26 protein-coding genes are annotated in these 21097 nt (G+C 61.1%); 4 read left to right on the plus strand and 22 right to left on the minus strand.

Going from position 1 to position 21097, the window contains the following annotated elements:
* Positions 1 to 274: 274 nt before the first annotated feature.
* From O2S87_RS00310 to O2S87_RS00340, 7 genes are all read right to left on the minus strand, one after another.
* Positions 275 to 1090 (minus strand): carbon-nitrogen family hydrolase, encoded by an 816-nt coding sequence (locus O2S87_RS00310; protein ID WP_475406797.1) that lies wholly within the window; start codon positions 1088 to 1090, stop codon positions 275 to 277.
* Position 1091: 1 nt separating this feature from the next.
* A complete protein-coding gene (locus O2S87_RS00315; protein ID WP_475406798.1) occupies positions 1092 to 1520 on the minus strand; it encodes a CoxG family protein in 429 nt (142 codons plus the stop codon).
* A gap of 58 nt (positions 1521 to 1578) precedes the next feature.
* Entirely contained in the window at positions 1579 to 1803 is a 225-nt protein-coding gene (locus tag O2S87_RS00320) for a DUF7123 family protein (protein WP_475406799.1), read from the minus strand.
* A 78-nt stretch (positions 1804 to 1881) separates the two neighbouring features.
* Positions 1882 to 2064 carry a DUF7525 family protein gene (locus O2S87_RS00325; protein ID WP_475406800.1) on the minus strand — a complete coding sequence of 61 codons (183 nt, stop codon included), beginning with the start codon at positions 2062 to 2064 and terminating at the stop codon, positions 1882 to 1884.
* An 83-nt stretch (positions 2065 to 2147) separates the two neighbouring features.
* Complete coding sequence (locus O2S87_RS00330) at positions 2148 to 3179, minus strand: PhoU domain-containing protein (RefSeq protein WP_475406801.1); 1032 nt, start codon at positions 3177 to 3179, stop codon at positions 2148 to 2150.
* A 129-nt stretch (positions 3180 to 3308) separates the two neighbouring features.
* Complete coding sequence (locus tag O2S87_RS00335; RefSeq protein ID WP_475406802.1) at positions 3309 to 4370, minus strand: ATP-NAD kinase family protein; 1062 nt, start codon at positions 4368 to 4370, stop codon at positions 3309 to 3311.
* A 62-nt stretch (positions 4371 to 4432) separates the two neighbouring features.
* Positions 4433 to 4696 (minus strand): hypothetical protein, encoded by a 264-nt coding sequence (locus tag O2S87_RS00340; protein WP_475406803.1) that lies wholly within the window; start codon positions 4694 to 4696, stop codon positions 4433 to 4435.
* A 161-nt stretch (positions 4697 to 4857) separates the two neighbouring features.
* Between O2S87_RS00340 and O2S87_RS00345 the strand changes: the two genes are divergently transcribed.
* Both O2S87_RS00345 and O2S87_RS00350 read left to right on the plus strand, forming a co-directional pair.
* Positions 4858 to 5658, plus strand: a complete 801-nt coding sequence (locus O2S87_RS00345) for an inositol monophosphatase family protein (protein ID WP_475406804.1) — start codon at positions 4858 to 4860, stop codon at positions 5656 to 5658.
* A 57-nt stretch (positions 5659 to 5715) separates the two neighbouring features.
* Positions 5716 to 6864: a DUF63 family protein gene (locus tag O2S87_RS00350; protein ID WP_475406805.1), complete on the plus strand. Its 1149-nt coding sequence runs from the start codon at positions 5716 to 5718 to the stop codon at positions 6862 to 6864.
* Between the two features lie 11 nt (positions 6865 to 6875).
* Here the strand turns inward: O2S87_RS00350 and O2S87_RS00355 are convergent, their stop codons facing one another.
* From O2S87_RS00355 to O2S87_RS00425, 15 genes are all read right to left on the minus strand, one after another.
* On the minus strand, positions 6876 to 7295 hold the full coding sequence (locus tag O2S87_RS00355; RefSeq protein WP_475406806.1) for a universal stress protein: 420 nt from the start codon (positions 7293 to 7295) through the stop codon (positions 6876 to 6878).
* 122 nt (positions 7296 to 7417) lie between these two features.
* On the minus strand, positions 7418 to 7615 hold the full coding sequence (locus O2S87_RS00360) for a dodecin (protein ID WP_475406807.1): 198 nt from the start codon (positions 7613 to 7615) through the stop codon (positions 7418 to 7420).
* 67 nt (positions 7616 to 7682) lie between these two features.
* The gene (locus O2S87_RS00365; RefSeq protein WP_475406808.1) at positions 7683 to 8036 is read right to left on the minus strand and encodes a DUF7116 family protein; all 354 of its coding nucleotides are present in this window, start codon (positions 8034 to 8036) and stop codon (positions 7683 to 7685) included.
* A 61-nt stretch (positions 8037 to 8097) separates the two neighbouring features.
* Positions 8098 to 8343, minus strand: a complete 246-nt coding sequence (locus O2S87_RS00370) for a DUF5816 domain-containing protein (RefSeq protein WP_475406809.1) — start codon at positions 8341 to 8343, stop codon at positions 8098 to 8100.
* Positions 8344 to 8380: 37 nt separating this feature from the next.
* Positions 8381 to 8746 carry a HesB/IscA family protein gene (locus tag O2S87_RS00375; RefSeq protein ID WP_475406810.1) on the minus strand — a complete coding sequence of 122 codons (366 nt, stop codon included), beginning with the start codon at positions 8744 to 8746 and terminating at the stop codon, positions 8381 to 8383.
* 135 nt (positions 8747 to 8881) lie between these two features.
* The gene (gene hisD / locus O2S87_RS00380; protein WP_475406811.1) at positions 8882 to 10156 is read right to left on the minus strand and encodes a histidinol dehydrogenase; all 1275 of its coding nucleotides are present in this window, start codon (positions 10154 to 10156) and stop codon (positions 8882 to 8884) included.
* 60 nt (positions 10157 to 10216) lie between these two features.
* The gene (locus O2S87_RS00385) at positions 10217 to 11218 is read right to left on the minus strand and encodes a cytochrome d ubiquinol oxidase subunit II (RefSeq protein WP_475406812.1); all 1002 of its coding nucleotides are present in this window, start codon (positions 11216 to 11218) and stop codon (positions 10217 to 10219) included.
* On the minus strand, positions 11211 to 12608 hold the full coding sequence (locus O2S87_RS00390) for a cytochrome ubiquinol oxidase subunit I (RefSeq protein WP_475406900.1): 1398 nt from the start codon (positions 12606 to 12608) through the stop codon (positions 11211 to 11213). Before O2S87_RS00390 ends, O2S87_RS00385 begins: the two co-directional genes overlap by 8 nt.
* A 306-nt stretch (positions 12609 to 12914) precedes the next feature.
* Positions 12915 to 14108, minus strand: a complete 1194-nt coding sequence (locus tag O2S87_RS00395; RefSeq protein WP_475406813.1) for an ABC transporter ATP-binding protein — start codon at positions 14106 to 14108, stop codon at positions 12915 to 12917.
* A complete protein-coding gene (locus O2S87_RS00400; protein ID WP_475406814.1) occupies positions 14108 to 15037 on the minus strand; it encodes a carbohydrate ABC transporter permease in 930 nt (309 codons plus the stop codon). Before O2S87_RS00400 ends, O2S87_RS00395 begins: the two co-directional genes overlap by 1 nt.
* Positions 15034 to 16041, minus strand: a complete 1008-nt coding sequence (locus O2S87_RS00405; protein WP_475406815.1) for a carbohydrate ABC transporter permease — start codon at positions 16039 to 16041, stop codon at positions 15034 to 15036. Before O2S87_RS00405 ends, O2S87_RS00400 begins: the two co-directional genes overlap by 4 nt.
* A 51-nt stretch (positions 16042 to 16092) precedes the next feature.
* Complete coding sequence (locus tag O2S87_RS00410; protein ID WP_475406816.1) at positions 16093 to 17523, minus strand: extracellular solute-binding protein; 1431 nt, start codon at positions 17521 to 17523, stop codon at positions 16093 to 16095.
* Between the two features lie 260 nt (positions 17524 to 17783).
* Positions 17784 to 18188: a helix-turn-helix domain-containing protein gene (locus O2S87_RS00415; RefSeq protein ID WP_475406817.1), complete on the minus strand. Its 405-nt coding sequence runs from the start codon at positions 18186 to 18188 to the stop codon at positions 17784 to 17786.
* Between the two features lie 93 nt (positions 18189 to 18281).
* The gene (locus O2S87_RS00420; RefSeq protein WP_475406818.1) at positions 18282 to 19328 is read right to left on the minus strand and encodes a sulfite exporter TauE/SafE family protein; all 1047 of its coding nucleotides are present in this window, start codon (positions 19326 to 19328) and stop codon (positions 18282 to 18284) included.
* Entirely contained in the window at positions 19315 to 19482 is a 168-nt protein-coding gene (locus O2S87_RS00425) for a DUF7512 family protein (protein WP_475406819.1), read from the minus strand. The genes O2S87_RS00420 and O2S87_RS00425 overlap by 14 nt, the downstream gene beginning before the upstream one ends.
* A 305-nt stretch (positions 19483 to 19787) precedes the next feature.
* On the opposite strand from O2S87_RS00425, the gene O2S87_RS00430 reads away from it, so the two are divergent.
* A complete protein-coding gene (locus O2S87_RS00430) occupies positions 19788 to 20636 on the plus strand; it encodes a universal stress protein (protein WP_475406820.1) in 849 nt (282 codons plus the stop codon).
* Between the two features lie 72 nt (positions 20637 to 20708).
* The gene (gene trxA / locus O2S87_RS00435; protein ID WP_475406821.1) at positions 20709 to 21050 is read left to right on the plus strand and encodes a thioredoxin; all 342 of its coding nucleotides are present in this window, start codon (positions 20709 to 20711) and stop codon (positions 21048 to 21050) included.
* Positions 21051 to 21097 lie beyond the last annotated feature (47 nt).

The raw sequence follows: 21097 nt of genomic DNA on the forward strand, positions 1-21097 counted from the left end.
AGCGACAACTGAACGCAGGTGGAAGATGCCGTGGCTCAGTTCGAGTTGATAAGACTAGAATGAACGAATGAACGAGTCGAGGTGGCCCCGAGACCTCGACCCGTCTCAATCAGGTCCGACCAGACCTGACAGCGAGTGGGATGGGCGCGGCAGTCTCTTGCCGACGGTGACGAGAAAAGCGTCCATGCGTCGGCATCTGGCATTAGTCGCTAAGAGGGATAAATGCACCGTCCACCGGCTGCCATCACCCACTTACTGCAGTCTCAAACACTGCTCACTCACGGCGGTCTTCGAGCGCCGGAAACCGCCCCCGAACCTCGTCGACCAGTTCAGGGTCGACGGTGGCGGTACACACCGCGGGTTCGGCGCCCGTGCTACAACAGGTGGTTCCCCACGGATCGTACACCGTCGACCGGCCACAGAGTGTCGACTCGGCGTCGGGGAACGTTCCCGACCCGTTCGTAGTCGCCACATAACAGAGGTTCTCGATGGCCCGCGCCCGCCCGAGCGTTTTCCAGTGTTCGACGCGCGGGTAGGGCCACGCGCTCGGAACGACGATCAGTTCGGCACCGCGGTCGACCAGCCGCCGGTAGAGTTCGGGAAACCGTAGATCGTAACAGGTCGTTATGCCGACGGTGAGTCCCTCGAAGTCGACCGTCGGAAGTCGCTCGCCGGGCTCCAACAGCCTGGACTCAGCCGAGTCGTAGCCGAACAGGTGGTGTTTCCGATACACCGCGCGCTGGCTGCCATCACGGTCAAAAAAGACGGCGGTGTTCGCATACCCCGTCTCGCTGGGAACCTCGTAGCCCGCGGCGGCGCTGGCCGCGAGGTCTTCAACGGTCGTTCCGGCGACCAGTCCCACGTCGTTGTTGGCGGCCAGCGAGGCGAGACGATCGAACAGCGGGTCGTCGAGTCCCACAGCGTGCGTCGCGTACTCGTCGAAGGCGAAAAAGCCGACTACGAACTGTTCGGGCAGAACGACCAGATCACTTCCCTCTGCGGCGGCCGCCGAAACGGCGGTTTCCGCCCGCGAGAGGTTTTCCTCGACTGCGCCGGGTTCGATCTCGATCTGGGCGAGCGCGAGTTTCATCTCAGGGGTCCGATTCGATATCCGCGCGGAGTGCGTCCTCGAGGTTGTCGATCTCGCGGTCGAGGTTTCGCTTGAAAAAGCGTTCGACGCCGGGCAGTCGACCGTCGACGATGAACTCGTTGGCCAGTGTACAGCCGCCATCGGTTTCCGTGATGGTGTGTTCTCCGGTTACGTTCAGTGCCTTCGAACGGCCCGAAAACTTCACGCGATGGGGCGGCTCTCGAACCACGTCTTGGGTTTTGACCTGAACCGTCGAGTTGACGAGTGGAATCGGCAGTTTGACGTGCCAGATCGCCCGGTTGTCACCGCGGAGCTCGTAGGAGTCGACGACGCTGATCGCGCCGGCTCGTTTTTCGGGGTCGGCAATGAACTCCCAGATGCGGTCGCCGGGAACATCGAACTCGAAGGTCCGTGAGACACGGACAGTCATTAGTACGGAATCGGCATGCAGAAGCAAAAAGGCCACCGAAGCAGGCGAACGCGAATCGTTACTGCGGTGTGACTCGCCACGTCGTCGACTTCGCGCGGCTCCACTTTTCGATCTGGACATCGTCGGACTTCTCTGCGAGCTGCGGCAGCCGGACACCGACCTGCTTTGCGGAGAGCCCAATGGCCTCGGCGATGGTTTTCGCCCGGAAGTAGCGCTCACCACGCGAGACGCTATCGCGGAGATACGCGACGATCCGCTGTTCCTCGTCGGTGTAGGTAGTCATTGGTCACGTATAGGGCTGTGACGGGCTTAACAATTGCGTCCCATGACTGCCGACAGAACAGTCTGCCCGCGAGACTGTCTACTCGTAAAGGTGAATCGCGACTACACAGAGGCTCGCCGTTATCATTGCGGCTGCAAAGCCCCACGCTCGAAGCAGCTGTGTCGAGCCTGCAAACATGACGAGCGCGCCCACGACTGCGAGCACGCCAACGGCCATCGAGATCCCGATCGCTTTGTCGGAGTCGACTGATCCGGTTTCCATGCAGGAGGGTTCGACGGTGGACACTTAATGGTATTCGTCCGCACGTGACGGTCGACGCGAGAGAAAACAAAAAAGTCGGTCGACTACCGGATTTCGACGTGTTCGGACTCCTCGTCGAGCGCGAGGTTGGCGGCGATCTCGGCGTTCCGCATGGCGTACTCGGCGGTCTGTTGGAGGCTGACGAGCACTTCGCGGATGCGAAGCAGTTCCGTGTTCGAGAGCTCGGGAAGGTCTTCGAGAATCTCCTGTTCGCGGTCGGCGATCTCGTAGAACATGTAGCGGCACTTGATCGTCAGATCGTAATCCCGCTCGACGACTGCCCGCACCGCCAGCGCTGTCATCTCGTCGACTTGGTCGGTGAACTCACGGATGCGGCGCATCGTCGAACTGTCGATGTCGAGTTCGTCACCGCCAGCATCGATGACGATCTCGGCGATATCCTCGGCGTTGTCCGCGGTGAGTTCGAGGTTTTTGGCGACCGACCGGTAGCCGATCAGTGGGAAACTCGAATCCAACCCCACCGCGCGACAGAGATTGGGGTTCTGGTAGGCCGTAAAGATCAGCCGAAGCAAGAGGACGAAGATCTTGTTCGCCTGTCGCTCGCGGTTGAGCGCCCGCTGGGCGAGGTCGGTGTTGCCGTGGGCCAAGGCCTTGATAGCTTCGCCGCGCATCGTGCTACCGGTGTTTTCGAGTCGTTCGAGCAGGTTGTCGAGCGTGAAATCCTCGGGGTCGACCGAACACCGGATCGCAATGGACTCGGGTGTTTCTTCGATCACGCCGAGGCCCATGAGTTGGGTTTCGGCTTTATATACCGCGTTGATGTGTTCGGAGTCGAGCGCGCCCGATTCCTTTCTGACGTGGATGACGCGTCGACCGAGCACGTACTGGGCAACGATCGCGCGTTCGAGCGCGCCAGCATCGAGGTTGTCGGCGTGGATGATCGCCTCGCTTTCCTCGGTGCTTGCGGACTCGGGCAGAACGGTGAGGGTGCCCTTCCCACCCATCCGAATCGATACCTCGTCACCCTTCTCGACGTTGTGTTCTTTGGCCCACTGGGCTGGCAGCGTCATCGCCAGCGTCGACGGACCCAACCGTTGGACTTTCCGCGTTTCCATACCCTTTCTGAGCTTCGTATCTCCTTAATCTTGTCTATACTCTTGGTATCTGTGTGGCAAAATGCAGAAGACATGTACATCTGTGAAATATCGGTATGTGATTGAGTACCGATAGCCGACACCCGAGCGCTACACGATTTTCATCATCCGCCGTTCGAACCGGCCGACCCTGACTTTTCGCCACCCGCGAAGTTCCTCGTCGAGTTCGGGGTCGTCGGTGTCGACACGAAGCACCGAAATTCCATCGAGTTTGGCGCGTGAAGCAACGATCTCGACCGAACAGCGGCGGATCACGGCGGGCGAGAGCTGTGGGTTCCCCCGGCCGAAAACGAACCCCTGGCCGCCGATCGGCGAGACGACAATGACGTTGTCGTCGCCCAGCGCGTCGAGAATCTCGGATTCGCTGGCGTCCAACGCCACCACCTCGCCATCGCGCCAGACGTCGACGCCGATCGGCGACCCATCGAACCCCAGCGCCGATTTGATCGCGCCGACCGTCGAGCCAGGGCCGAGCACGTACGTGCGAGACGGGTCGACGCCGTCGGCGATGCCCGCGGCCAGCGAGTCGACCGTGCCGCCGCCGAGCTGTTTCGACGACTGGAGCTCGTCGGTCACCGGCACCCACGCGACCGCCCGGAGCTCCGGACTGACTTCGCCCGCTCGGTAGTCGTCCTCGTCGATATCCATCACCTCGCGTCGCTCGGTTCGGTCGAACGAGACGACGATGTCGGCACAATCCTCGGGCGAAACGGCAAACACCGACGAGTAGACTTTGACGCCCGCGGGCACACCGAGCATCGGGATTTCGGTTCCGTCGAGCGCCTCGGCCACGTCGGCCGCAGTCCCATCGCCACCGACGAACACGACGAGGTCGACCGACTCGCTGCAGAACGTCTCGACGGCGACCATCGTATCGTCGGCTGTCGTGGTCGATCGTTCGTCCGGTTCATAAACAACAGTCGGCTCGAAGCCAGCGGCCCGAACCACCGAGTCACCCAGCGGTTCACCAGCGGTCAGGAGGTCAGTCTCGGGTGCGAGTTCGGCCAGTCGGTCGAGCGCGCGGCGAGCGCGGTCTGGGGCTCGCGGAGTCGCCCCGCGGCTGCGGGCTTCGTCGACCTTCCCGTCGGTGCCTTTGAGACCGACACGACCACCCATTCCGGCGATCGGGTTGACGACGAAACCGATTCGCATAGCTACTCACAGGTTCGGGGACGGAAAAACACGGCGACACGTTCGAGACGACGTTGGGCCGACTACTTGGGGCCGCCGTCAGTGAGGGTGCGTCGACGACTGAGGATATCGGTTGCGTAGCCTTCGACCTCGTCGACGTGTGGGCGGTTTCCGGACCGGATCTCGGAACAGAGCTGGTCGGCGAGGCGAGTCACGTCCAACCCGGTACCCTCGGTGGCGACCCGGCGGAACGTCGGCCTGTACATCGGTGCGACTCGTTCGCCCACCTGATCGAGCGAGGCGTTGGTGACACACTGGACCTGTTTGACGGCTTCTTCGGGACGCATACACAGTGGGCTACGATGGCCCTGTATAAGTATTTACTCGGATTCGAAACTGAGTAAATAATAGCAGTACTTGCGAGATCGTTGTCTGATTTTCACCGGGACAACCGAGGCCAATAGGGAATAATCGGGGGCTATAGGTGAAATCAGTGTTCACTACGTGTGTGACCACTACTAACGACCGACGGGTAGCCGTCGCCGAGCGCGCCGCAACCGCCGGCGCGGAGCTTGCCTTCGAGCAGTTTCGAACCGGAATCGCTGCCGAATCCAAGTCCTCGGAGACGGATCTCGTCACTGAGGCCGACCGAGAAGCGCAAAAACGCGTGATCGAGGTCATTCGGACCGAGTTCCCCGACGACACGATCGTCGGCGAGGAGGACGACGCCCGCAAAACCGTCCCCGAAGAGGGTGCTGTCTGGATTATCGACCCAATCGACGGCACCAACAATTTCGTCGACGGGATCCGCATCTGGGGGACTGCGGTCGCGGCCGTCGTCGACGCCACACCGATTGCCGCGGCGGTCGTCCTCCCGGCGCTCGGCGATACGTATACGGCCGACGAGAGTGCCGCCTACCGCAACGGCACCGAGATCAGCGTCAGCGAGACTAAAACGGCGAAGCTGTCGACGGTCGCGCCGACACTCTGGTGGGAGACCGACAACCGCGAGGCGTACGCCGCGGCGACCCGCGAGATCGTCCACCGGTTCGACGATATGCGACGGTTTGGCTCCGCACAGGCCACGCTGGCGCTGGTCGCCGACGGCTCAATCGACGGCGCGCTCAGCGATCTCGCGGCGTATCCGTGGGACAGCGTCGCCGGCGTCCACCTGGTCCGACAGGCCGGTGGCACCGTGACCGACGTCGACGGCGAGCGGTGGCGACACGATTCGACCGGGCTCGTGGTCTCGAACGGCGCGATTCACGAGGCCGTACAGGCGGCGACCGACGGCATCGTCGATCGGTAGCAGCGACCAGCCAGGAGACCGGAACGCTCAATTTGCCGACCACCACATGCAATAGCAATGGCAACCGTCTCCGAGCGGCTCGATACCTCCCCCGAACGGCTGTGGATCGGTAGCGTTGGCACCCTCATCTTCGCTACTGTCGTCGGCTCGCTACTGTTTCGTGACCTGGTCTACGGGCGGTTTCTTTGGCAGTATTTCTGGGGGCCGGTCGTCGCCGACGGCAACGGGGCGACCTGCGCGATCCGGTCGGGCGGTGCGGTCGAGTTCGGCGGAAGCGAAACTTGTGCCCAGGCCGAAGCCGCCGGCGAGATCGTCGCCTATCCGGGCTACACGGTCGTCTCCGAGATCGGCTACATCGTCATCCTGCTGTTCACACTGTTCGGCGTGCTTCTCCTGCTGCGTCGGCTCGATCTCGGGACCGACCGTAAGTTCTTTTACGCGCTGTTTCCGTTCATGCTGTTCGGCGGGGCGCTCCGGACGATCGAGGACGCCGGGGTTGCGGCGGTCCGAGCCGGTGCAGAGCCACTGGTCGCCTTTCCCGCCAGCGCGCTGATCATCAGCCCGTTCATCTATTTCACGATGTTCGGACTCACGCTGGCTGCCGTGCTCGTCAGCGTCCGACTCGAATCGGCGGGCTACGTCGACGGCTACGAGTATCCGCTCGCAGCAATCGGGACCGCGCTCGTCGTTGGCTCGGTGGGGTACCTCACGTATCTCGGAGCAACGACGGATTACGTTTCGATCTACCCGCAGGTGCTGGCTGTCACGCTCCTCGGAGCGACCCTCTCGGCGCTGGTCACCTGGAAACTCGTCGGCGCGAGCTACCCGGAACTCAACGTCGGAACCGGGGTTATCGGTGGCGTCGTCATCTGGGCGCACGCCGTCGACGGGATGGCGAACGTCGTCGGCCTCGACTGGATGCCGGCGCTTGGGGCGGGCAATAACCTCGTGCCAAAACACCCGGTCAACGGCGCGATCGTCGAGTACACCGGCCGGTGGCTTCCCGAATCGATTCTTGCGGTGACCGGCGACGCCTGGCCCTTCCTGGTGGTGAAACTCGCGGCGGCAACGTTTCTCGTCTGGATATTCAACGAAGAGCTGTTCGACGAGTCACCACGGTACACGATCCTGTTGCTCGTGGCAGTGGTCGCGGTCGGCCTCGGACCGGGAACCAGAGATATGCTGCGAGCAACGTTCGGTATATAACTAGTCGGTGACTACTCGTCGGTCTTGCCGTTCGAGTCGACCGTGATCACCGTACAGTCGAGTTTTTGACGGAGATACGAGCCGATGTCCGGATCCGACAGGAGTTTGCGGACCATTCGTTGCCACCTGGTGGCCTGTTTTGAGCCGATAACAACGACGTCTGCTTTTTCGGCGGCGATCTCTTCGAGAATGGTCTCTTCGACCAAAAACCCCTTGCGGACGACGTATCGGACCCCATCGAGCTGGCCGTATTCGGTTTCAATCGCGCGTTTGAGATCAGTTCGGCTGACGTGGTTGCTGTCATGATACAGGTCGACGTGGAGCACCGAGAGTTCGGCCCCGCGGTCGTTGCTGATGCGGATCGCTTCGGAGAGTGTCGCCTTCGAGTGAGCGGTGAGTGGATAGCGGACCGGGACCACGACAAGGGTCATCGAATTCAATTCACCTGGCGGCGGCAAAGAGGCTATCGTTCTGTACGCACAGGAAGTCAAATCGATATAACACGGAGATCGAGGTCACCGAAAACTCGGGTTACAGCGATCGTATTAACGACCTATTCGAGCTCGAAGGCGACTTCGACTTCCGCCTGATACTCTCGGTCGTCGACGGTCGCGAGCTCAACACCGAGCTCTTCGACTTCGATCCAGTGGACGTTATCGAGTGTCGCTTCGGCGCGGTCGATCGCGTTGTCTACGGCGCTATCGAAACTCTCGGTGCTTTTGCCGATCAGGGTTACCTTCTTATGTACCATCGCACCTCTCGGTTCGACGTACTCCCTCAAAAAACGACCGCCAGGAGGAGTCGACGAGTCGGGTGGCCTACGCTGACGCGAGCGTGGTATCGGGGTGGACGACCTCAAACTCGTTGTTGTCGTCGTCCTCGATACCGATAATCGCCCAGTCGTACGGCGGTTTGGTTGACCGAAGATACTCACGTAACGCCCCTGTACACGGCATCCACGTGACGAAACATCGAAGCTGCGGGCCGTCGTCGGATTCGTCTCCGAGAATAGCCTCGGGCTCGGTGGCGTCGTCTGCACACAGCGGTGTCACACGGACTCGCCGCCACTTTCGTTCGGCGATGAACTCAGTTCCCTCTTCACTGAGGGCGTAGCCGAGCCGTCTGAACACGGTTCTGGCCTCTTCGGTCGGTGGTATGGTAACAGGGGCCATCCGGTTGAGCGTACGTCATCACCCATGATAAATGTTGCCACACTATAACACTAAAAAGGGGTTACTCGTGGGCTGCGTCCCATTCATCGGGTTTGCGGACGTTCGGACACTGATTGCAGACGATCCGGCCCATCGTGTCCATCGCGTTGTCGACCGTCCCACAGACGCTACAGTAGTACCCCCAGCGTTCGGTCGCTTCCTGGTTCGCGTAGACGGCATAAAACGGGCCTTCGGCCCCCCGTTCGGTGTCGCTCCGGTCGACATAGAGCGTTCCGTCCGACTCGACAGTCAATGGTTCGAGATCCATACTAGCCGAACGGCCGCAGATGGTAAATGTGTGGTCCCTACGTCCGGAAACTCTCGCCACAGCCGCATTCGGAGACGATGTTCGGGTTTTCGACGTGGAACCCGGCGGCTTGGAGGCCGTCTTCGTATTCGAGTCGACTGCCGCCGATGTAGTTGATACTTGCAGGGTCGACGAACACGCGAAGCCCGTGATGGACCGTCACCGTGTCGTCGGCTTCGGGTTCGGTGTCAAACCGCATTCCATACGACAGTCCCGCACAGCCGCCTTGTTGGACGAACAGCCGAAGCCCACCAATGTCTTGATCCATTCCTTCGCTGTCCATTAGCGCGAGCGCCTTTTGTGCGGCCAGCTCGGAAACCTCTACGGCGGGCTCCGGTCGTCCGTCGACGGTTTCCGTACTCATACGTGCATCTCTGTCGTGGAGCTTGTTAACTGTGACGACGAGATGTAATCAAAACCAGTTCCAATCTGGGAATACAGAGAGAGGTAGTCGACCCCTACTCGTTTGAGAGTCATTGCTTTAGACAGTAGTCGACTCCTACTCTGATGAGAACCGTCGCCGAACACTTTCGGCGTGGGCCTCCAACCCCTCGGCGTCGGCGAGCGTCGTGATCGTCTTCGAGAGATCCTCGAGACTCGCCTCGTCGAGCCGTTGGACCGTCGTCGACCGGACGAATGAGTCGACTGAGAGGCCGCCAAAGCGCTTGGCCCCGCCGTTCGTCGGCAGGACGTGGTTCGTGCCCGAGGCGTAATCGCCTGCGGCGACCGGCGTGTACGGACCCAAAAAGACGCTTCCCGCGGAGTCGATCCGATCGAGCAGCGCCTCGTCGTCGGCAGCCTGAATCGAGAGATGTTCGGCGGCGTACTCCTCGGCGAACAGCACTGCTTCGGACATCGATCGCGCGAGTAGGACACCACTAGCGTCGTTAGTCAATGCCTTCTCGATAGTGTCACTTCGCTCGCGGTCCTCGATCTGCTGGTCGACGGCCGCGCTGATCGCCTCGGCGGTCGCCTCGTCGTCGGTCACCGCAACGACCGAGGAACTGGGGTCGTGTTCGGCCTGTGCGACGAGATCGCTGGCAACGAACGCAGGATCGGCCGTCTCGTCACAGACGACCAGCACCTCGCTCGGACCGGCCAGAAAGTCGATTTCAACCGTACCCTGGACAGTGGCTTTGGCTGCAGTCACCCACTTATTGCCCGGCCCGACGATCTTGTCGACCGAGTTGACCGTCTCGGTTCCGTAGGCCAACGCGGCGACTGCCTGTGCGCCACCGACCGCATAGATGGCGTCCGCACCTGCTTCGTGGGCGGCCGCAAGCGTGACAGGATTCATTGGATCCGCCGGCGGGGTAGCGACCGCGACGTGGTCGACGCCCGCGATTTTGGCGGGAATCACGCCCATTAGGACGCTCGATGGATAGGCCGCAGTGCCGCCGGGAGCGTAGACGCCGACGCGCTCGATCGGGCGGTAGCGTCGGCCCAACTCGCGGCCGTCGAACGACTGTCGCCAGTCGTCGGGGATTTGGTGTTCGTGAAACTCGCGGATGTTGTTGGCGGCCGTTTCGATCGCGGCGATAATCTCGTCGTCGACCTCCTCGTGGGCACGCTCGGCGAGATCGGTTACGTCGAGATTGCCGACCTCGACGTTGTCGAACTCGGCTGATAGCTGGCGGAGGGCGACATCTCCTTCCTCGCGGACACGGCCGATGATCTGCTCGGCATCGCTTCTGGCCGACTCGATCCCCGCGTCGCGCTCGAAGAAAGCGACGCGCTCGTCGGGCGAGAGATCCGCAATAACTCGGTAGCTCATGGCTCGGCTTCGACTGGCTGGTGAAAAACCGTTTCCATCCGGGTGGCAGTAGCTGATTCCTTAGGCGCTGTAGCCCTCGCCGTCGACCGGGCCCGCGAACGTGGTGTAGAGGAACTTGAAGTACCACAACACGAGCAGCAAGACGGGAAGTCCCAAGATCGTGGTGAGGTTGAGCGCGAGCGGTGAGACGATGGCGGCCTCGATGGTCAGCCCGCTCGCGGGGTAGATCGTCGGGTACAGCAGCGTAGCGACGAGCCCGACCAAGAGGAACGAGAGCCCGAACGTCGACCCGAACCACAGGTGGTGTCGACCCGTTCGGGCGGCCGCGATTCCGCCGACGCCGAAGACGACACTGGCGAGAACAATCGCGACTGCCGGTATCGTCACCAGGAGTGTGCGAACATCCGTGGGATTGAGCCAGTAAACGACACCGAGAAGTACGACAACGCCACCGAGATAGGCGATTGTCGAGATCGTACCGTATCGGACCATGTCGTCGGCCAGCGAGCCGCTCGTTTTGCCGGCGATAAACGCCGCCCCGCTCGTCAGACAGAGTGCAACCAGTCCGACGCCGGTCAGGAGGCTTGGAAGGCTGAGAACGGCCGTTCCGAAGGTCCAACTGCCGACGAGCATCCCGAGCAGCAGTGGGGTGACCGTACTTCCGAAAACGAACAGTTGGTCACAGCGCCGGTGCCACTCGGGTTCCTCGCGCTGTTCACGAAGTTCGGGAGCAACCCCTCGAAGGAGCAGCACCATCACGATCGCAATAGCCAACAGATACCGCTCGCTCAACAGCCGTGAGTAGATCGCAGGGAACGCCGCCAACAGGGTGGTCCCGAAGGCGACGAGCCACACCTCGTTGGCGTCCCAGATCGGCCCGAACGCCGACAGAAGCGTTTCGCGGTCGTGTTCGTCGCGAGTCGCGTACAGCATGCCAATCCCGAAATCCATCCCATCGAGCGCGACGTACATCGCCAGCGTGAACATGACAACCCCGAACCAGACGGTCGGCAGCGAGTCGACCAAATAGCTATCGACCGGAATGAGGAGCGGCTCAGTCATCGCCGCCCACCCATGGGATCTGCGGTCGACCGGACTCCTCGCGCTCGCGGACACCCATCCGTTCGAGCTCGCCCTCGATCATCCACTTGAGAACGAAGCCGAAGGCGATCATGAGGACGATGTAGAGAACGACGAATGCGACGAGCGTTCCCGTCGCTTCAGCACCCGTAAGGGTCGTCGAAACCGCATCACTGGTTTTGAGCTCGTCTTGGATCACCCAAGGCTGTCGACCGATCTCGGTGACGTACCAGCCGGTCAACAGGGCCACGAATCCGAGTGGGCTCGCGAGCATCATCGCCTGTAAATGGCGGGTACTCTCGCCGAGTTTGCCCTTTCGCAGGAGGTTCCCACCCCAGAAGGCGAGGCCGATAAAGAGGAATCCAAGACCGACCATCGCGCGGAACGACCAGAAAACCAACGCGACGGGTGGGTTCTCGTCGTACTCGTGTAAGCCGGTGACTTCCGCGTTGAAATCACCGCCGCTCGCGAGGAACGAGCCAACAGCCGGAAGGCTGATCGTAAACAGGTTGTCCGTCCGTGGATCGGTCAACGCATCGAAACTTTTCGGGATCGCAATCAGGTGGAGGTCGGCCTGGCCGGTATCGTAGTGGGCCTCCATCGCGGCGAATTTTTGTTCTTGCGTTTCGGCAACGTGTCGACCGTAGGCGTCACCGTGGATCGCCTGAAACGGAGCCGTAACGAGCAGTAGCACGACCGCGACACGCAGCGCCGTGTTCCATGCCTCCGACTCACGGTTTCGCCATACGAAGTAGGCCGCGATGCCAGCGACCATGAGCGTGACAGAGATCACCGAGGCGTTAATCATGTGGACGTACATCCACGGCATCCGTGGTGTGAGAAAGGCAGCAACCGGATCGGTTAGTTGAGCGATCTCCATGCCGTTTCGCTCGATCATCTCGTAGCCCTGGGGCGTCTGCATCCAGCCGTTGACGACGAGAATCCAAAAGCCCGAGAGCCACGCGCCTGCACCGGTGAGTATCGACGAGAGGATGTACGTTCGGTCGGAGACCTTCTCACGACCGAACAGCAGCACGCCGAGGAAAACCGCTTCGAGGAAGAAGGCCATTTTGGCCTCGAACGCCAGCGGCCCACCGATTAGCTCGCCAGCGACCTCGGAGAACACCGGGAAGTTCGTCCCGAACTGAAAACTCATCGGAATGCCAGTGACCGTCCCCATCACGAAGCCGACCGCGAACACCTTGATCCAAAACTCTCTGAGTTTGGTGTACTCGGGATTGTCACTGGTGACGTCTTTCCACGTGAAGTAGGCAATAAACGGTGCCAGCCCGATCGAGAGCGCTGCAAACAGGATGTGAACCGTTATCGTCCAACCGAACTGGACCCTGCTTGCCAGCTCTGGTGACAACATCAGACCGGTTTGTGCGACCTCGAACACGTTTGTGACGAGAACATCAGGGACAGGAATCATATAGTTCTGTACTCATCACGAATATGGGTTCTTCAGCCATATAGATTTAGATCCGATTCCCATAAACTGAGAATAGTTGTGGGTGAAAAATGATACACTATCAGTAATTGAAATGGAGAACACCGCGCTCGCAGTCGGCGTGCGATGTGACTGTGGTACCGATGAGTATCTCCAGGAAGGTACTGCGTTTTCAAACGAATTCTCGCGGCGGTCAACTCCGAAACCGAGACGGTTTATCTCTGACACTCAGTCGTCGCTTCCGATCTCCGTGTCCGCGTTACCGTCGACGCTGGTGTCGACGCTGACTGGATCGGCCAGGCCGTGGACGAGTGCGGTTTCGGTTTCGGTATCGAACAGGTGGAGCTGCGATTTATCGAACACGACCGAGAGAGCCTCGTTTTCGGCCACCTCTGTGCCCGGGTCGACGTTCATCAGGATCTGGCCGCTGGCACTGGGGTCTTCCATATCGACCGTTTCACCCTTGCTGGTGACGAGATAGACGAAGATCTCGTTGCCCATCGGCTCGATGACGTCGGTGTAGGCCTCGATCGTCCGAGTCACGTCGCCAACGGCCTCGTCGACCGGAATCACGTGTTCCGGTCGCACGCCGAGTATCACCTCTTGGCCGGGTGAGACCCCAATCAACTCGGGGTCGAACTCGACGTCGCCGTGGCCCGAGTCCGAGCGGAATCCATCCGAAGTTATTTCGCCCCGAATGAAGTTCATCGCGGGCGACCCGATGAACCCAGCCACAAAGCGGTTGGCTGGCTCGTGGTAACACTCCAGTGGGGGGTCGATCTGTTGGAGTCTGCCGTCGTTGAGGACGGTGATCCGATCCGACATCGTCATCGCCTGGGCCTGGTCGTGGGTGACGTAGACGATTGTGGTGTCCAGCTTGTTGTGGATGCGCTGGAGTTGGGTCCGCATGTGGACCCGTAGCTCGGCGTCGAGATTCGCAAGCGGTTCGTCCATCAGGAACACGTCGGGTTCTCGGACGATGGCGCGGGCGATCGCAACGCGCTGGCGCTGGCCGCCGGACATCTCGGTGGGCATCCGGTCGAGCATCCCCGAAAGCTGGACGGTGTCGGCGGCCTCCTCGACGCGCCGATCCATTTCGTCTTTGTCGACCTTGCGCAGCTGGAGGCCGAACGAGATGTTGTCGTAGACGTTCTTGTGGGGGAACAGCGCGATGTTTTGGAACACCATCGCGATTCCCCGATCCTTCGGCGGGAGGTTGGTTACGTCGCGACCGCCGATCTCGACAGTGCCACTGGTAGGTTTTGTCAACCCTGCGATCATCTCGATCGTGGTCGACTTCCCGCAGCCCGAGGGGCCGACGAGCGTGACGAACTCGCCGTCTCGGATCTTGAGGTTCATGTTTTCTACCGCTACATCGCTGCCGTACTCTTTTCTAATTGCATCTAGTGTGATGGTTGCCATTATTCTTTCAGTGCTCCGGAAGTGAGTCCGCTGACGATCTTTTCTTGGGCGATGACGACCAGGATCGCCACGGGAACGACCGCGACGATGCTAGCCGCCGCCATCAGGTCGTACCGGACCTGGAACTGCGACTGGTAGGAGATGATGCCGTCGACGATCGGGGCCCAGTCGCGGGCCTCGGTGCCGGTCATCAAAAACGAGAAGAAGAACTCGTTGTAGACCGCAATGAACGTCAAAATTCCTGCCGTGGCAACACCCGGCGCCGAAAGCGGGACGATGACGCGGAACAGCGCGCCGAGCCGCGTGGTGCCCTCGATCCGGGCGGCGTCTTCGAGGCCGTCGGGGATCTGGCTGTAGAACGTCGTCAGGATGAAGATCGCCAGCGGCATGAAGATCGCACTCAGCGGGATGACGACGCCGCCGGGGGTGCTGTAGAGTTCCGGCGGCGTGAGTCCCAGGAAGGCGATCTGCTCGGTGAAGAGCTGGAACAGTGGGATGAAGAAGGCCGCCGGTGGGAAGAAGCTGATCACCAGGACGGTCAACAGCAGCGTCCGCTTGCCCCGGAACTCGAGTCGACCGAAGGCGTAGCCCGCGAGACTGGCGATCAGGAGGACGAAGACCGTCGTCAGCGTCGCAAACACGAAGCTGTTGAACAGGTAGAGATGCAGGGGGATCTGCTGGAAGATCTCGACGAACGAACTGGGGTCGAAGCCGGTCGGAAGCAAGCCGACGCCCTCGGTAACCCGGCCGCTGTCGGAGAGGGCGATCATCAACAGCCAGTAGAGCGGGAACAAGGTGGTAAACAGGAAGAAGATCACCACCACGAAGAACATCGCGCGGTAGACCTTCTTCGGGTTCTCGATGGCGCTGTCGACCCAGTCTGTCAGCGGGCCACGCCGTTCGTCTTTCTGTTGGGATTGTTGACTCATTGGTAACTCCCCTTCGGACTGAGTTTGAGGGCGACAAGATAGACCAGAATCACGAGCGCGATGATCGTCGCCGTGAGGAACGCGACTGTCGCGGCCGAGGCGTAGGCCTGCGTGATACCGAACATGGTGTCGACCACGAGACACGAGAGTGACGGAACCGTGCCACAGCCCGCTCCTGAGGCTTCGATGATCCCGTAGATCCGCATCGCGTCGATGGTGCGGAACAGCATGGCGACCATCAGCGCCGGAAAAATGAGGGGCAAGGTGATGTGGCGGAACCGTTGCCACGGCGTCGCGCCCGCGACTTCGGCGACGTCGTAGAGGCTCTTGTCGATGCTCTGCATCCCCGCGAGGATCAACAGCGCCATGAACGCCGAGGTCTTCCAGATGTCGGCGACCGTGACGATGGCGAACGCGTCGGTGCTGCTGGTCAGCGGGTTCGAACTGAACAGGCCGATCGACTGCAGCGGTTCGGACAGGAAGCCGACCGAGGGGTTGAACAGCAGGAAAAACAGCATTCCCTGAATGACGATGGGGATCGCCCACGGGAGGATGATCGCCACGCGAACCCAGCGTCGACCGCGGTACTCCTTGGACATGATGTAGGCCTGTCCGAAGCCGATCAGCGTCTCGAAGACGACGCTGATCACCGCGAACGCCAGTGTGACCAGCAGTGCCTGCCGGAAGAACGGGGTGCCACCAGTGAAATCGATCAGCGGTCGGGAGAGCAGGGGGTTCTGGTTGGTGAGAACGTCGACGTAGTTGGCGAGGCCGACGAACTCGCCGGTTTTGGCCGCCTCGAAGAGGTTGTCGGCGTACAGCGACACCCGGAACGTGCGCCACAGCGGCCACAGCGCGATCGCCGTCAACACCAGAAACGCCGGTGTAAGCAGGAGGTAGGCGTAGGCCTGCTCGCTGAGGCCTTCCATCCAGTTGAGGGTGCGGGAAATCGGGTTCCAGTCGACTCCCTGCTGTTGCTGTTGCTGTTGTTGTTCAGTCGCCATGGTCGACTCCTGTGGAATCCGGGGGATGTGTGGTATGGTGGGTTATCATGGTTAGATCGTCTCCAGATCGATGAACGCGGTTTCCAGCTCCGCCATCGCGTCTTCGGGCTCTTTTCGGCCCTGGAGGGCGTCGTTGATCTCTTGGTAGGCCTGCTGGGACTGCTGGGACCACACCGGCGTCACCGGGCGGGCGACGGCGGAGTCGCCAGCCAGTCGCAGCGTCTCGGTGAACTCGCCGTACGAGGGGTGGTCACCGGCCAGGCTCTCGACGTAGTCGGGTTCGTGGGGGAGAAACCCCGGCCCGTTGAGCTGTTCGGCCTGGACCGGTTCGGAGTGGAAGGCCCGCACGACTTCCAGGGTCGACTCCATGTCGGCAGTGTTGGGGTTGACGCCGACGAGCCAGCCGCCCAGCGCGGCGATGGAGCCGCCGAGTTCGGGGTAGGCGGCCTCCTCCTCGGGAACGCCGTAGGGCATCGGCATCACGCCCAACTCCTGGTCATCGCTGAACCCATCTGCGGCCAGCCCGATGGTGTACACCCAGTTTCGCATCGCCACGGCGTTGGAGTCGCCGACGAACGCGCCGTCGGTCTGCTGTTCGGTCCAGCCGAACACCTCGGTGGGCGAACACTGGGTGATGTCCTGGCTCGCCGCGTCGCTGCCGGTAACCAGATCCCGGCCGACGTTGAGCGCCTCGATCACCGGCTCCTCGCTGACGGTCACCGGCCGGTCGCCGACGGGGCCGAACAGGGTGTCCAATCCCCCAAAATAGGCCCCGCCGTAGCCGGACATGAGTTCGTTGAACGTACAACACGACAGCCCGGAGTAGCTGTCTGCCTGCCAAACGTAGCCGTACTCGACATCCGACTGCTCGTGGACCTCGGCGACCGCGGCGCTCCAGGTCTCCCAGGAGGGCGGGTCGGTCGACCAGCGGTCGAACTCGCTGTCGGAGTAGCCCGCCTCCCGGAACAGGTCCTTGCGGTACTGCATCGTCGGGAAGTCCGGGAAGAAGGGCAACGCCCACATCTCGCCGGTGTCGGGGTGGCTGCCGGTTTCGACGAGCATCTCGAAGCTGTCCGAGCGAACTTGGTCGATAAACGAGCTGTCGAGTTCGGCTTCGAGGTTGACGATGCTCTCGCGGACGATAAACGGAATCGTCCACCCGTTGTCCATCACGAAGATGTCCGGGGAATCTTGTTGAGCATCGAGCAGCGTGACGATCTCTTCGGCCCGTGCGCCCGTTTCCTCAGGCCCGGCAGTGATTTCAATACTGATCTCCTCAGGAACGCCAGCGTCATGGAACGCCGCCGGGTCGAAGGTCTGTGCGATGGCCTGGTTGCCGAGAATCTCGACACCCGCCGTTTCGCCCGACGCATAACAGCCCGCCAGTGAAGCCATCCCGGCCGTTCCGGCTGCCTGGATGAATCGGCGTCGGGATACTGACCTCGTAGGTGACGTTCGGCCATTTATTTTTTCCTTTACCATTGTGAATAGATGTCTAGCATGATTAATAATAAAAATTATTGCTGTCAGTTTCACAGTCGTCTCTCATTCTATGGTCATCGGGACAGTCATCCCATTTTCGACCGGTTCAGCAGATATCAACGAACACGACAAGAGCCGCACACGACCGCTATCGAATCGAAGAGTGAGACCGATACGGCGAGGAATACACACCGAAAACAGTACGATATGTCAGCTGCCGACGAACGGGTGAGGCGGCGGCCCACCAGCGAGGCCAGCAATTAGTTCTCGGCACTCACAGGCTGGTCTGTCGGTGTGTCGTATTTCGTCCGGAACTCACCGATAAGCTGACCCATTTTGGCGTACCAATCGTTGAGCATGCGCTGCATATCGTCGGCGATCTCGTCAGGGTCGGTCGGTCGGAACACGTGGTAGTAGCCACCCTGCTCGTAGTTGACCTGTTCTTTCTGGACGAAACCGCTGGTGATCAGCCGCTGGATCGAGCGGTAGGCCGTCGACCGTTCGCGGTCGACTTTCTCGGCGATCTCGTCGACCGTCAGCGGCTCGCTCGCTTCGGTGAGAACGCCGAAGATCTCCTTATCGAGGTTCTTTAAGCCATGAATACACTCCAAGAGCCCTTCGCACTTCATGTCCTGTTTGAGATACTCGCTCATCGAGTCTGCCATGATATAGACTCTTACTCCGCCACGAAACAAAAGTGTTTGTAAGATGTGTACAATACTGCCCCAACCGGACGGGTCGGTCTCGAAAACGGGGCGTCAGTCGGCAGTGGTGGACTGTCGACGCTTCGTCGCGCGCAAGGAAACAAGCGTCGTGTAGAGGATGGCTCCCGCGACGACGACAGCCGCACCGATGACGAGGACGAGTCCGACCGTTTCGAGCAGTTCGCTCCCAATCGCCGAGCCGATCTCGCCGACGGCGACCGCGACTGCGCCGGCCAGGAGCATCCCGCCGAAGTAGATCTTGATCCCGTCGCTGTCGACGATGGCGGTCGCCGCGGAGCCGATCCGTGCGCCCAGCGCGCTCCCAAAGAGGAGCGGGGCGACGATTCCGAGGTCGACGCCGCCGCCCTGTCCGTAGAGGTAGCTGCCGATGCCACCCGAGAAGACGATCTCGAACAGATCGGTCCCGACGGCGACGGGGACCGGGACGCCGATAGCGTAGATCATCGCGGGCATGCGGATGAAGCCGCCGCCGACGCCGAGAAAGCCCGACAGCAGGCCGGTCGAGAAGGCGACCGCAGTGATCACCCACAGCGAGACCTTGACGTCGCCGCGGAGGGTGACCATCGGAGGGATACGAACGGTCTGCTGGATGGTTCTGGCGATCTCAGGAATCTCGTACTCGCTGAGGTCTTTGTCGACAGCTTCGTGGTCGATTCCGCCGCCGTCGCCCGACAGGGCTTCACGAGTCACCAGCAGGCCGATCGCGCCGAGCAGGAAGACGTAGGCGACGCTGATGACGCCGCCCGCGAGCCCGAGGTCTTCGAGGTAGTAGACGCTCACTCGGCCGACCTCGATACCGACGGTGGTCCCGGCGATCATGATCGCGCCGAGTTTGTAGTCGACCTGCCCCAGATCGTGGTGTTTCAGCGTGGCGATGACGGCGGTCCCGAAGACGAACGCCATCCCGGAGCCGACCGCGACCGAGGCGTCGTAGCCCAGCATCAACAGCGCGGGCGTCACGAGGAACGACCCACCCATCCCGAAGAAGCCGAACAGCACCCCGACGACGAGCCCGAAGCCGACGAACAGCGCGACCAACTCGGGTGAGGTGCCGAGAAACGCGAGACTACTGGCCGACACGTGTTTCACCTCCGACAAGGAGTTTCATCAGGCGAGGGCCCACCAGTTGTTCGACCCAGCCATAGCCGACATACAGAGCGATCGCTTCGAAGAGAATCGCCCCGATCAAGAGAGCAGTCTGTGGGTCCCAGGTTGGAACTTCTAACCCAACCATTGTCCAGTGCTCCTTGTACCGAGGGTAGTATTTCGTTGAGTACACATTTTTGTTCAGTTGTATCTAGCACTGATGAGCGTATAACGGTTTTGTCTATATTGCACAATACTATATTTCCGTAACCCCCCGACAACCATGGATAACCTATCGGTTGGTTTCGACGGATAGATCCGCCAATATAACGCTGATCAGGTCTTTGTTCGACAGAAGGTCGACTACGCATGGGGAATGATTACGCGACGTTGGTCACTGACCAGACACGAGAAGGGGCAACTAATATACCCACTACCACACAAGACTATACTATGCGACTCCTGTATGCGACCGATCTGTCGGCGGCCAGTGAGGCAGCGATCCACGACGAGACCTGTCTGGCGTGTCTGGGTCGGATCGGCGTCGACGAGATTCAGCTGGTGACGGTCGTCCCCTCGAACGTCCACGCGGGAATGCCGGGTTTCGACTACGAGAAACGCCGGAGACGAGCGCTTGCGGGGTACGAGCGCGTGCTCACGGAGGCGGGGTTCGACGTCGACTCCCACGTGGTCCGGGGGACGCCACACCGGCGGATCAACGGGATCGCCGAGACGATTCAGGCCGACATGGTGATGGTTGGCTCCCGGGGCAAGAGCCCACTGGAAAACCGGCTGGTCGGCTCGACGGCCCGCAATCTCGCACGCTCGGCGAACCGTCCCCTGCTTGTCAACCGGATCGAACGCGAGGTCGCCGACCCCGATCCGACCCGGAGCCACCTCTTTCGGCGCGTACTGTACGCGACCGACTTCTCCGAGAACGCCGACCGGGCCTTCGAGTCGTTTTCGTATCTCCGGGGAGCCACCCACGCGGCGACGCTCGTCCACGTCCGAAAACCCAAAGGCGAGGAACTCGGCGAGCCACCGGCGGAGGTTCAAGATCGCCTCGACGAACTGGTCGACCAGCTCGAAGCGTGGGATATCGAAACCCAAGTCGACGTTCGCAGCGGCGATCCCGCGACCGAGATTCTGGACGCCGAGGCGAAACACGAACCGACGACGATCCTGCTGGGCTCCCGTGGCAAGAGTCGCCTCCGTCGACTCCTGCTCGGCAGCGTCTCCGAGCGGATCGTCGCCGAGGCCGCCGGAAACGTGCTATTGGTCCCGCCCACGAACTACCGATAGCGGAATCGAGTTTGGACAGTATTGCGCATACTACCCAAACCTATTTGCCCCTCCGGACCCTACCGGATGGTGATGAGTAGTCAATCCGAGGCCGTTCCGGCCGAACCGATCCAACTGGGCAACGTGGCTGAGTTCGACGAGGTTGTCGAAACCTACGACGTGGTGCTCGTCGACTTCTATGCCGACTGGTGTGGGCCGTGTCAGATGATGGAGCCGACGATCGACGCGCTGGCTGCCGAAACCGATGCCGCAGTCCTCAAAGTCGACGTCGACCGGTTTCAGGGGCTTGCAGGCGAGTATCAGGTTCAGGGAATCCCGACGCTGTTGGTGTTCGTCGACGGCGAACTCGCCGAGCGGATGGTCGGCGCACAAACCGGTGAGACGCTCTCGAAAACGATCAGTGCCTACCAATAAGTAGCGTTAGTACCGATGTCTCTGTGTTCAGCCCGACGAGCAAGCCA

Source organism: Halohasta sp. A2, from assembly GCF_056175805.1.

Excerpts from the sequence above, each read along its gene's own strand:
- O2S87_RS00310 (WP_475406797.1), bottom strand. The coding sequence starts at position 1,090 with ATGAAACTCGCGCTCGCCCAGATCGAGATCGAACCCGGCGCAGTCGAG.
- O2S87_RS00315 (WP_475406798.1), bottom strand. The coding sequence starts at position 1,520 with ATGACTGTCCGTGTCTCACGGACCTTCGAGTTCGATGTTCCCGGCGAC.
- O2S87_RS00320 (WP_475406799.1), bottom strand. The coding sequence starts at position 1,803 with ATGACTACCTACACCGACGAGGAACAGCGGATCGTCGCGTATCTCCGC.
- O2S87_RS00325 (WP_475406800.1), bottom strand. The coding sequence starts at position 2,064 with ATGGAAACCGGATCAGTCGACTCCGACAAAGCGATCGGGATCTCGATG.
- O2S87_RS00330 (WP_475406801.1), bottom strand. The coding sequence starts at position 3,179 with ATGGAAACGCGGAAAGTCCAACGGTTGGGTCCGTCGACGCTGGCGATG.
- O2S87_RS00335 (WP_475406802.1), bottom strand. The coding sequence starts at position 4,370 with ATGCGAATCGGTTTCGTCGTCAACCCGATCGCCGGAATGGGTGGTCGT.
- O2S87_RS00340 (WP_475406803.1), bottom strand. The coding sequence starts at position 4,696 with ATGCGTCCCGAAGAAGCCGTCAAACAGGTCCAGTGTGTCACCAACGCC.
- O2S87_RS00350 (WP_475406805.1), top strand. The coding sequence starts at position 5,716 with ATGGCAACCGTCTCCGAGCGGCTCGATACCTCCCCCGAACGGCTGTGG.
- O2S87_RS00355 (WP_475406806.1), bottom strand. The coding sequence starts at position 7,295 with ATGACCCTTGTCGTGGTCCCGGTCCGCTATCCACTCACCGCTCACTCG.
- O2S87_RS00360 (WP_475406807.1), bottom strand. The coding sequence starts at position 7,615 with ATGGTACATAAGAAGGTAACCCTGATCGGCAAAAGCACCGAGAGTTTC.
- O2S87_RS00365 (WP_475406808.1), bottom strand. The coding sequence starts at position 8,036 with ATGGCCCCTGTTACCATACCACCGACCGAAGAGGCCAGAACCGTGTTC.
- O2S87_RS00370 (WP_475406809.1), bottom strand. The coding sequence starts at position 8,343 with ATGGATCTCGAACCATTGACTGTCGAGTCGGACGGAACGCTCTATGTC.
- O2S87_RS00375 (WP_475406810.1), bottom strand. The coding sequence starts at position 8,746 with ATGAGTACGGAAACCGTCGACGGACGACCGGAGCCCGCCGTAGAGGTT.
- hisD (WP_475406811.1), bottom strand. The coding sequence starts at position 10,156 with ATGAGCTACCGAGTTATTGCGGATCTCTCGCCCGACGAGCGCGTCGCT.
- O2S87_RS00385 (WP_475406812.1), bottom strand. The coding sequence starts at position 11,218 with ATGACTGAGCCGCTCCTCATTCCGGTCGATAGCTATTTGGTCGACTCG.
- O2S87_RS00390 (WP_475406900.1), bottom strand. The coding sequence starts at position 12,608 with ATGTTGTCACCAGAGCTGGCAAGCAGGGTCCAGTTCGGTTGGACGATA.
- O2S87_RS00395 (WP_475406813.1), bottom strand. The coding sequence starts at position 14,108 with ATGGCAACCATCACACTAGATGCAATTAGAAAAGAGTACGGCAGCGAT.
- O2S87_RS00400 (WP_475406814.1), bottom strand. The coding sequence starts at position 15,037 with ATGAGTCAACAATCCCAACAGAAAGACGAACGGCGTGGCCCGCTGACA.
- O2S87_RS00405 (WP_475406815.1), bottom strand. The coding sequence starts at position 16,041 with ATGGCGACTGAACAACAACAGCAACAGCAACAGCAGGGAGTCGACTGG.
- O2S87_RS00410 (WP_475406816.1), bottom strand. The coding sequence starts at position 17,523 with ATGGTAAAGGAAAAAATAAATGGCCGAACGTCACCTACGAGGTCAGTA.
- O2S87_RS00415 (WP_475406817.1), bottom strand. The coding sequence starts at position 18,188 with ATGGCAGACTCGATGAGCGAGTATCTCAAACAGGACATGAAGTGCGAA.
- O2S87_RS00425 (WP_475406819.1), bottom strand. The coding sequence starts at position 19,482 with ATGGTTGGGTTAGAAGTTCCAACCTGGGACCCACAGACTGCTCTCTTG.
- O2S87_RS00430 (WP_475406820.1), top strand. The coding sequence starts at position 19,788 with ATGCGACTCCTGTATGCGACCGATCTGTCGGCGGCCAGTGAGGCAGCG.
- trxA (WP_475406821.1), top strand. The coding sequence starts at position 20,709 with ATGAGTAGTCAATCCGAGGCCGTTCCGGCCGAACCGATCCAACTGGGC.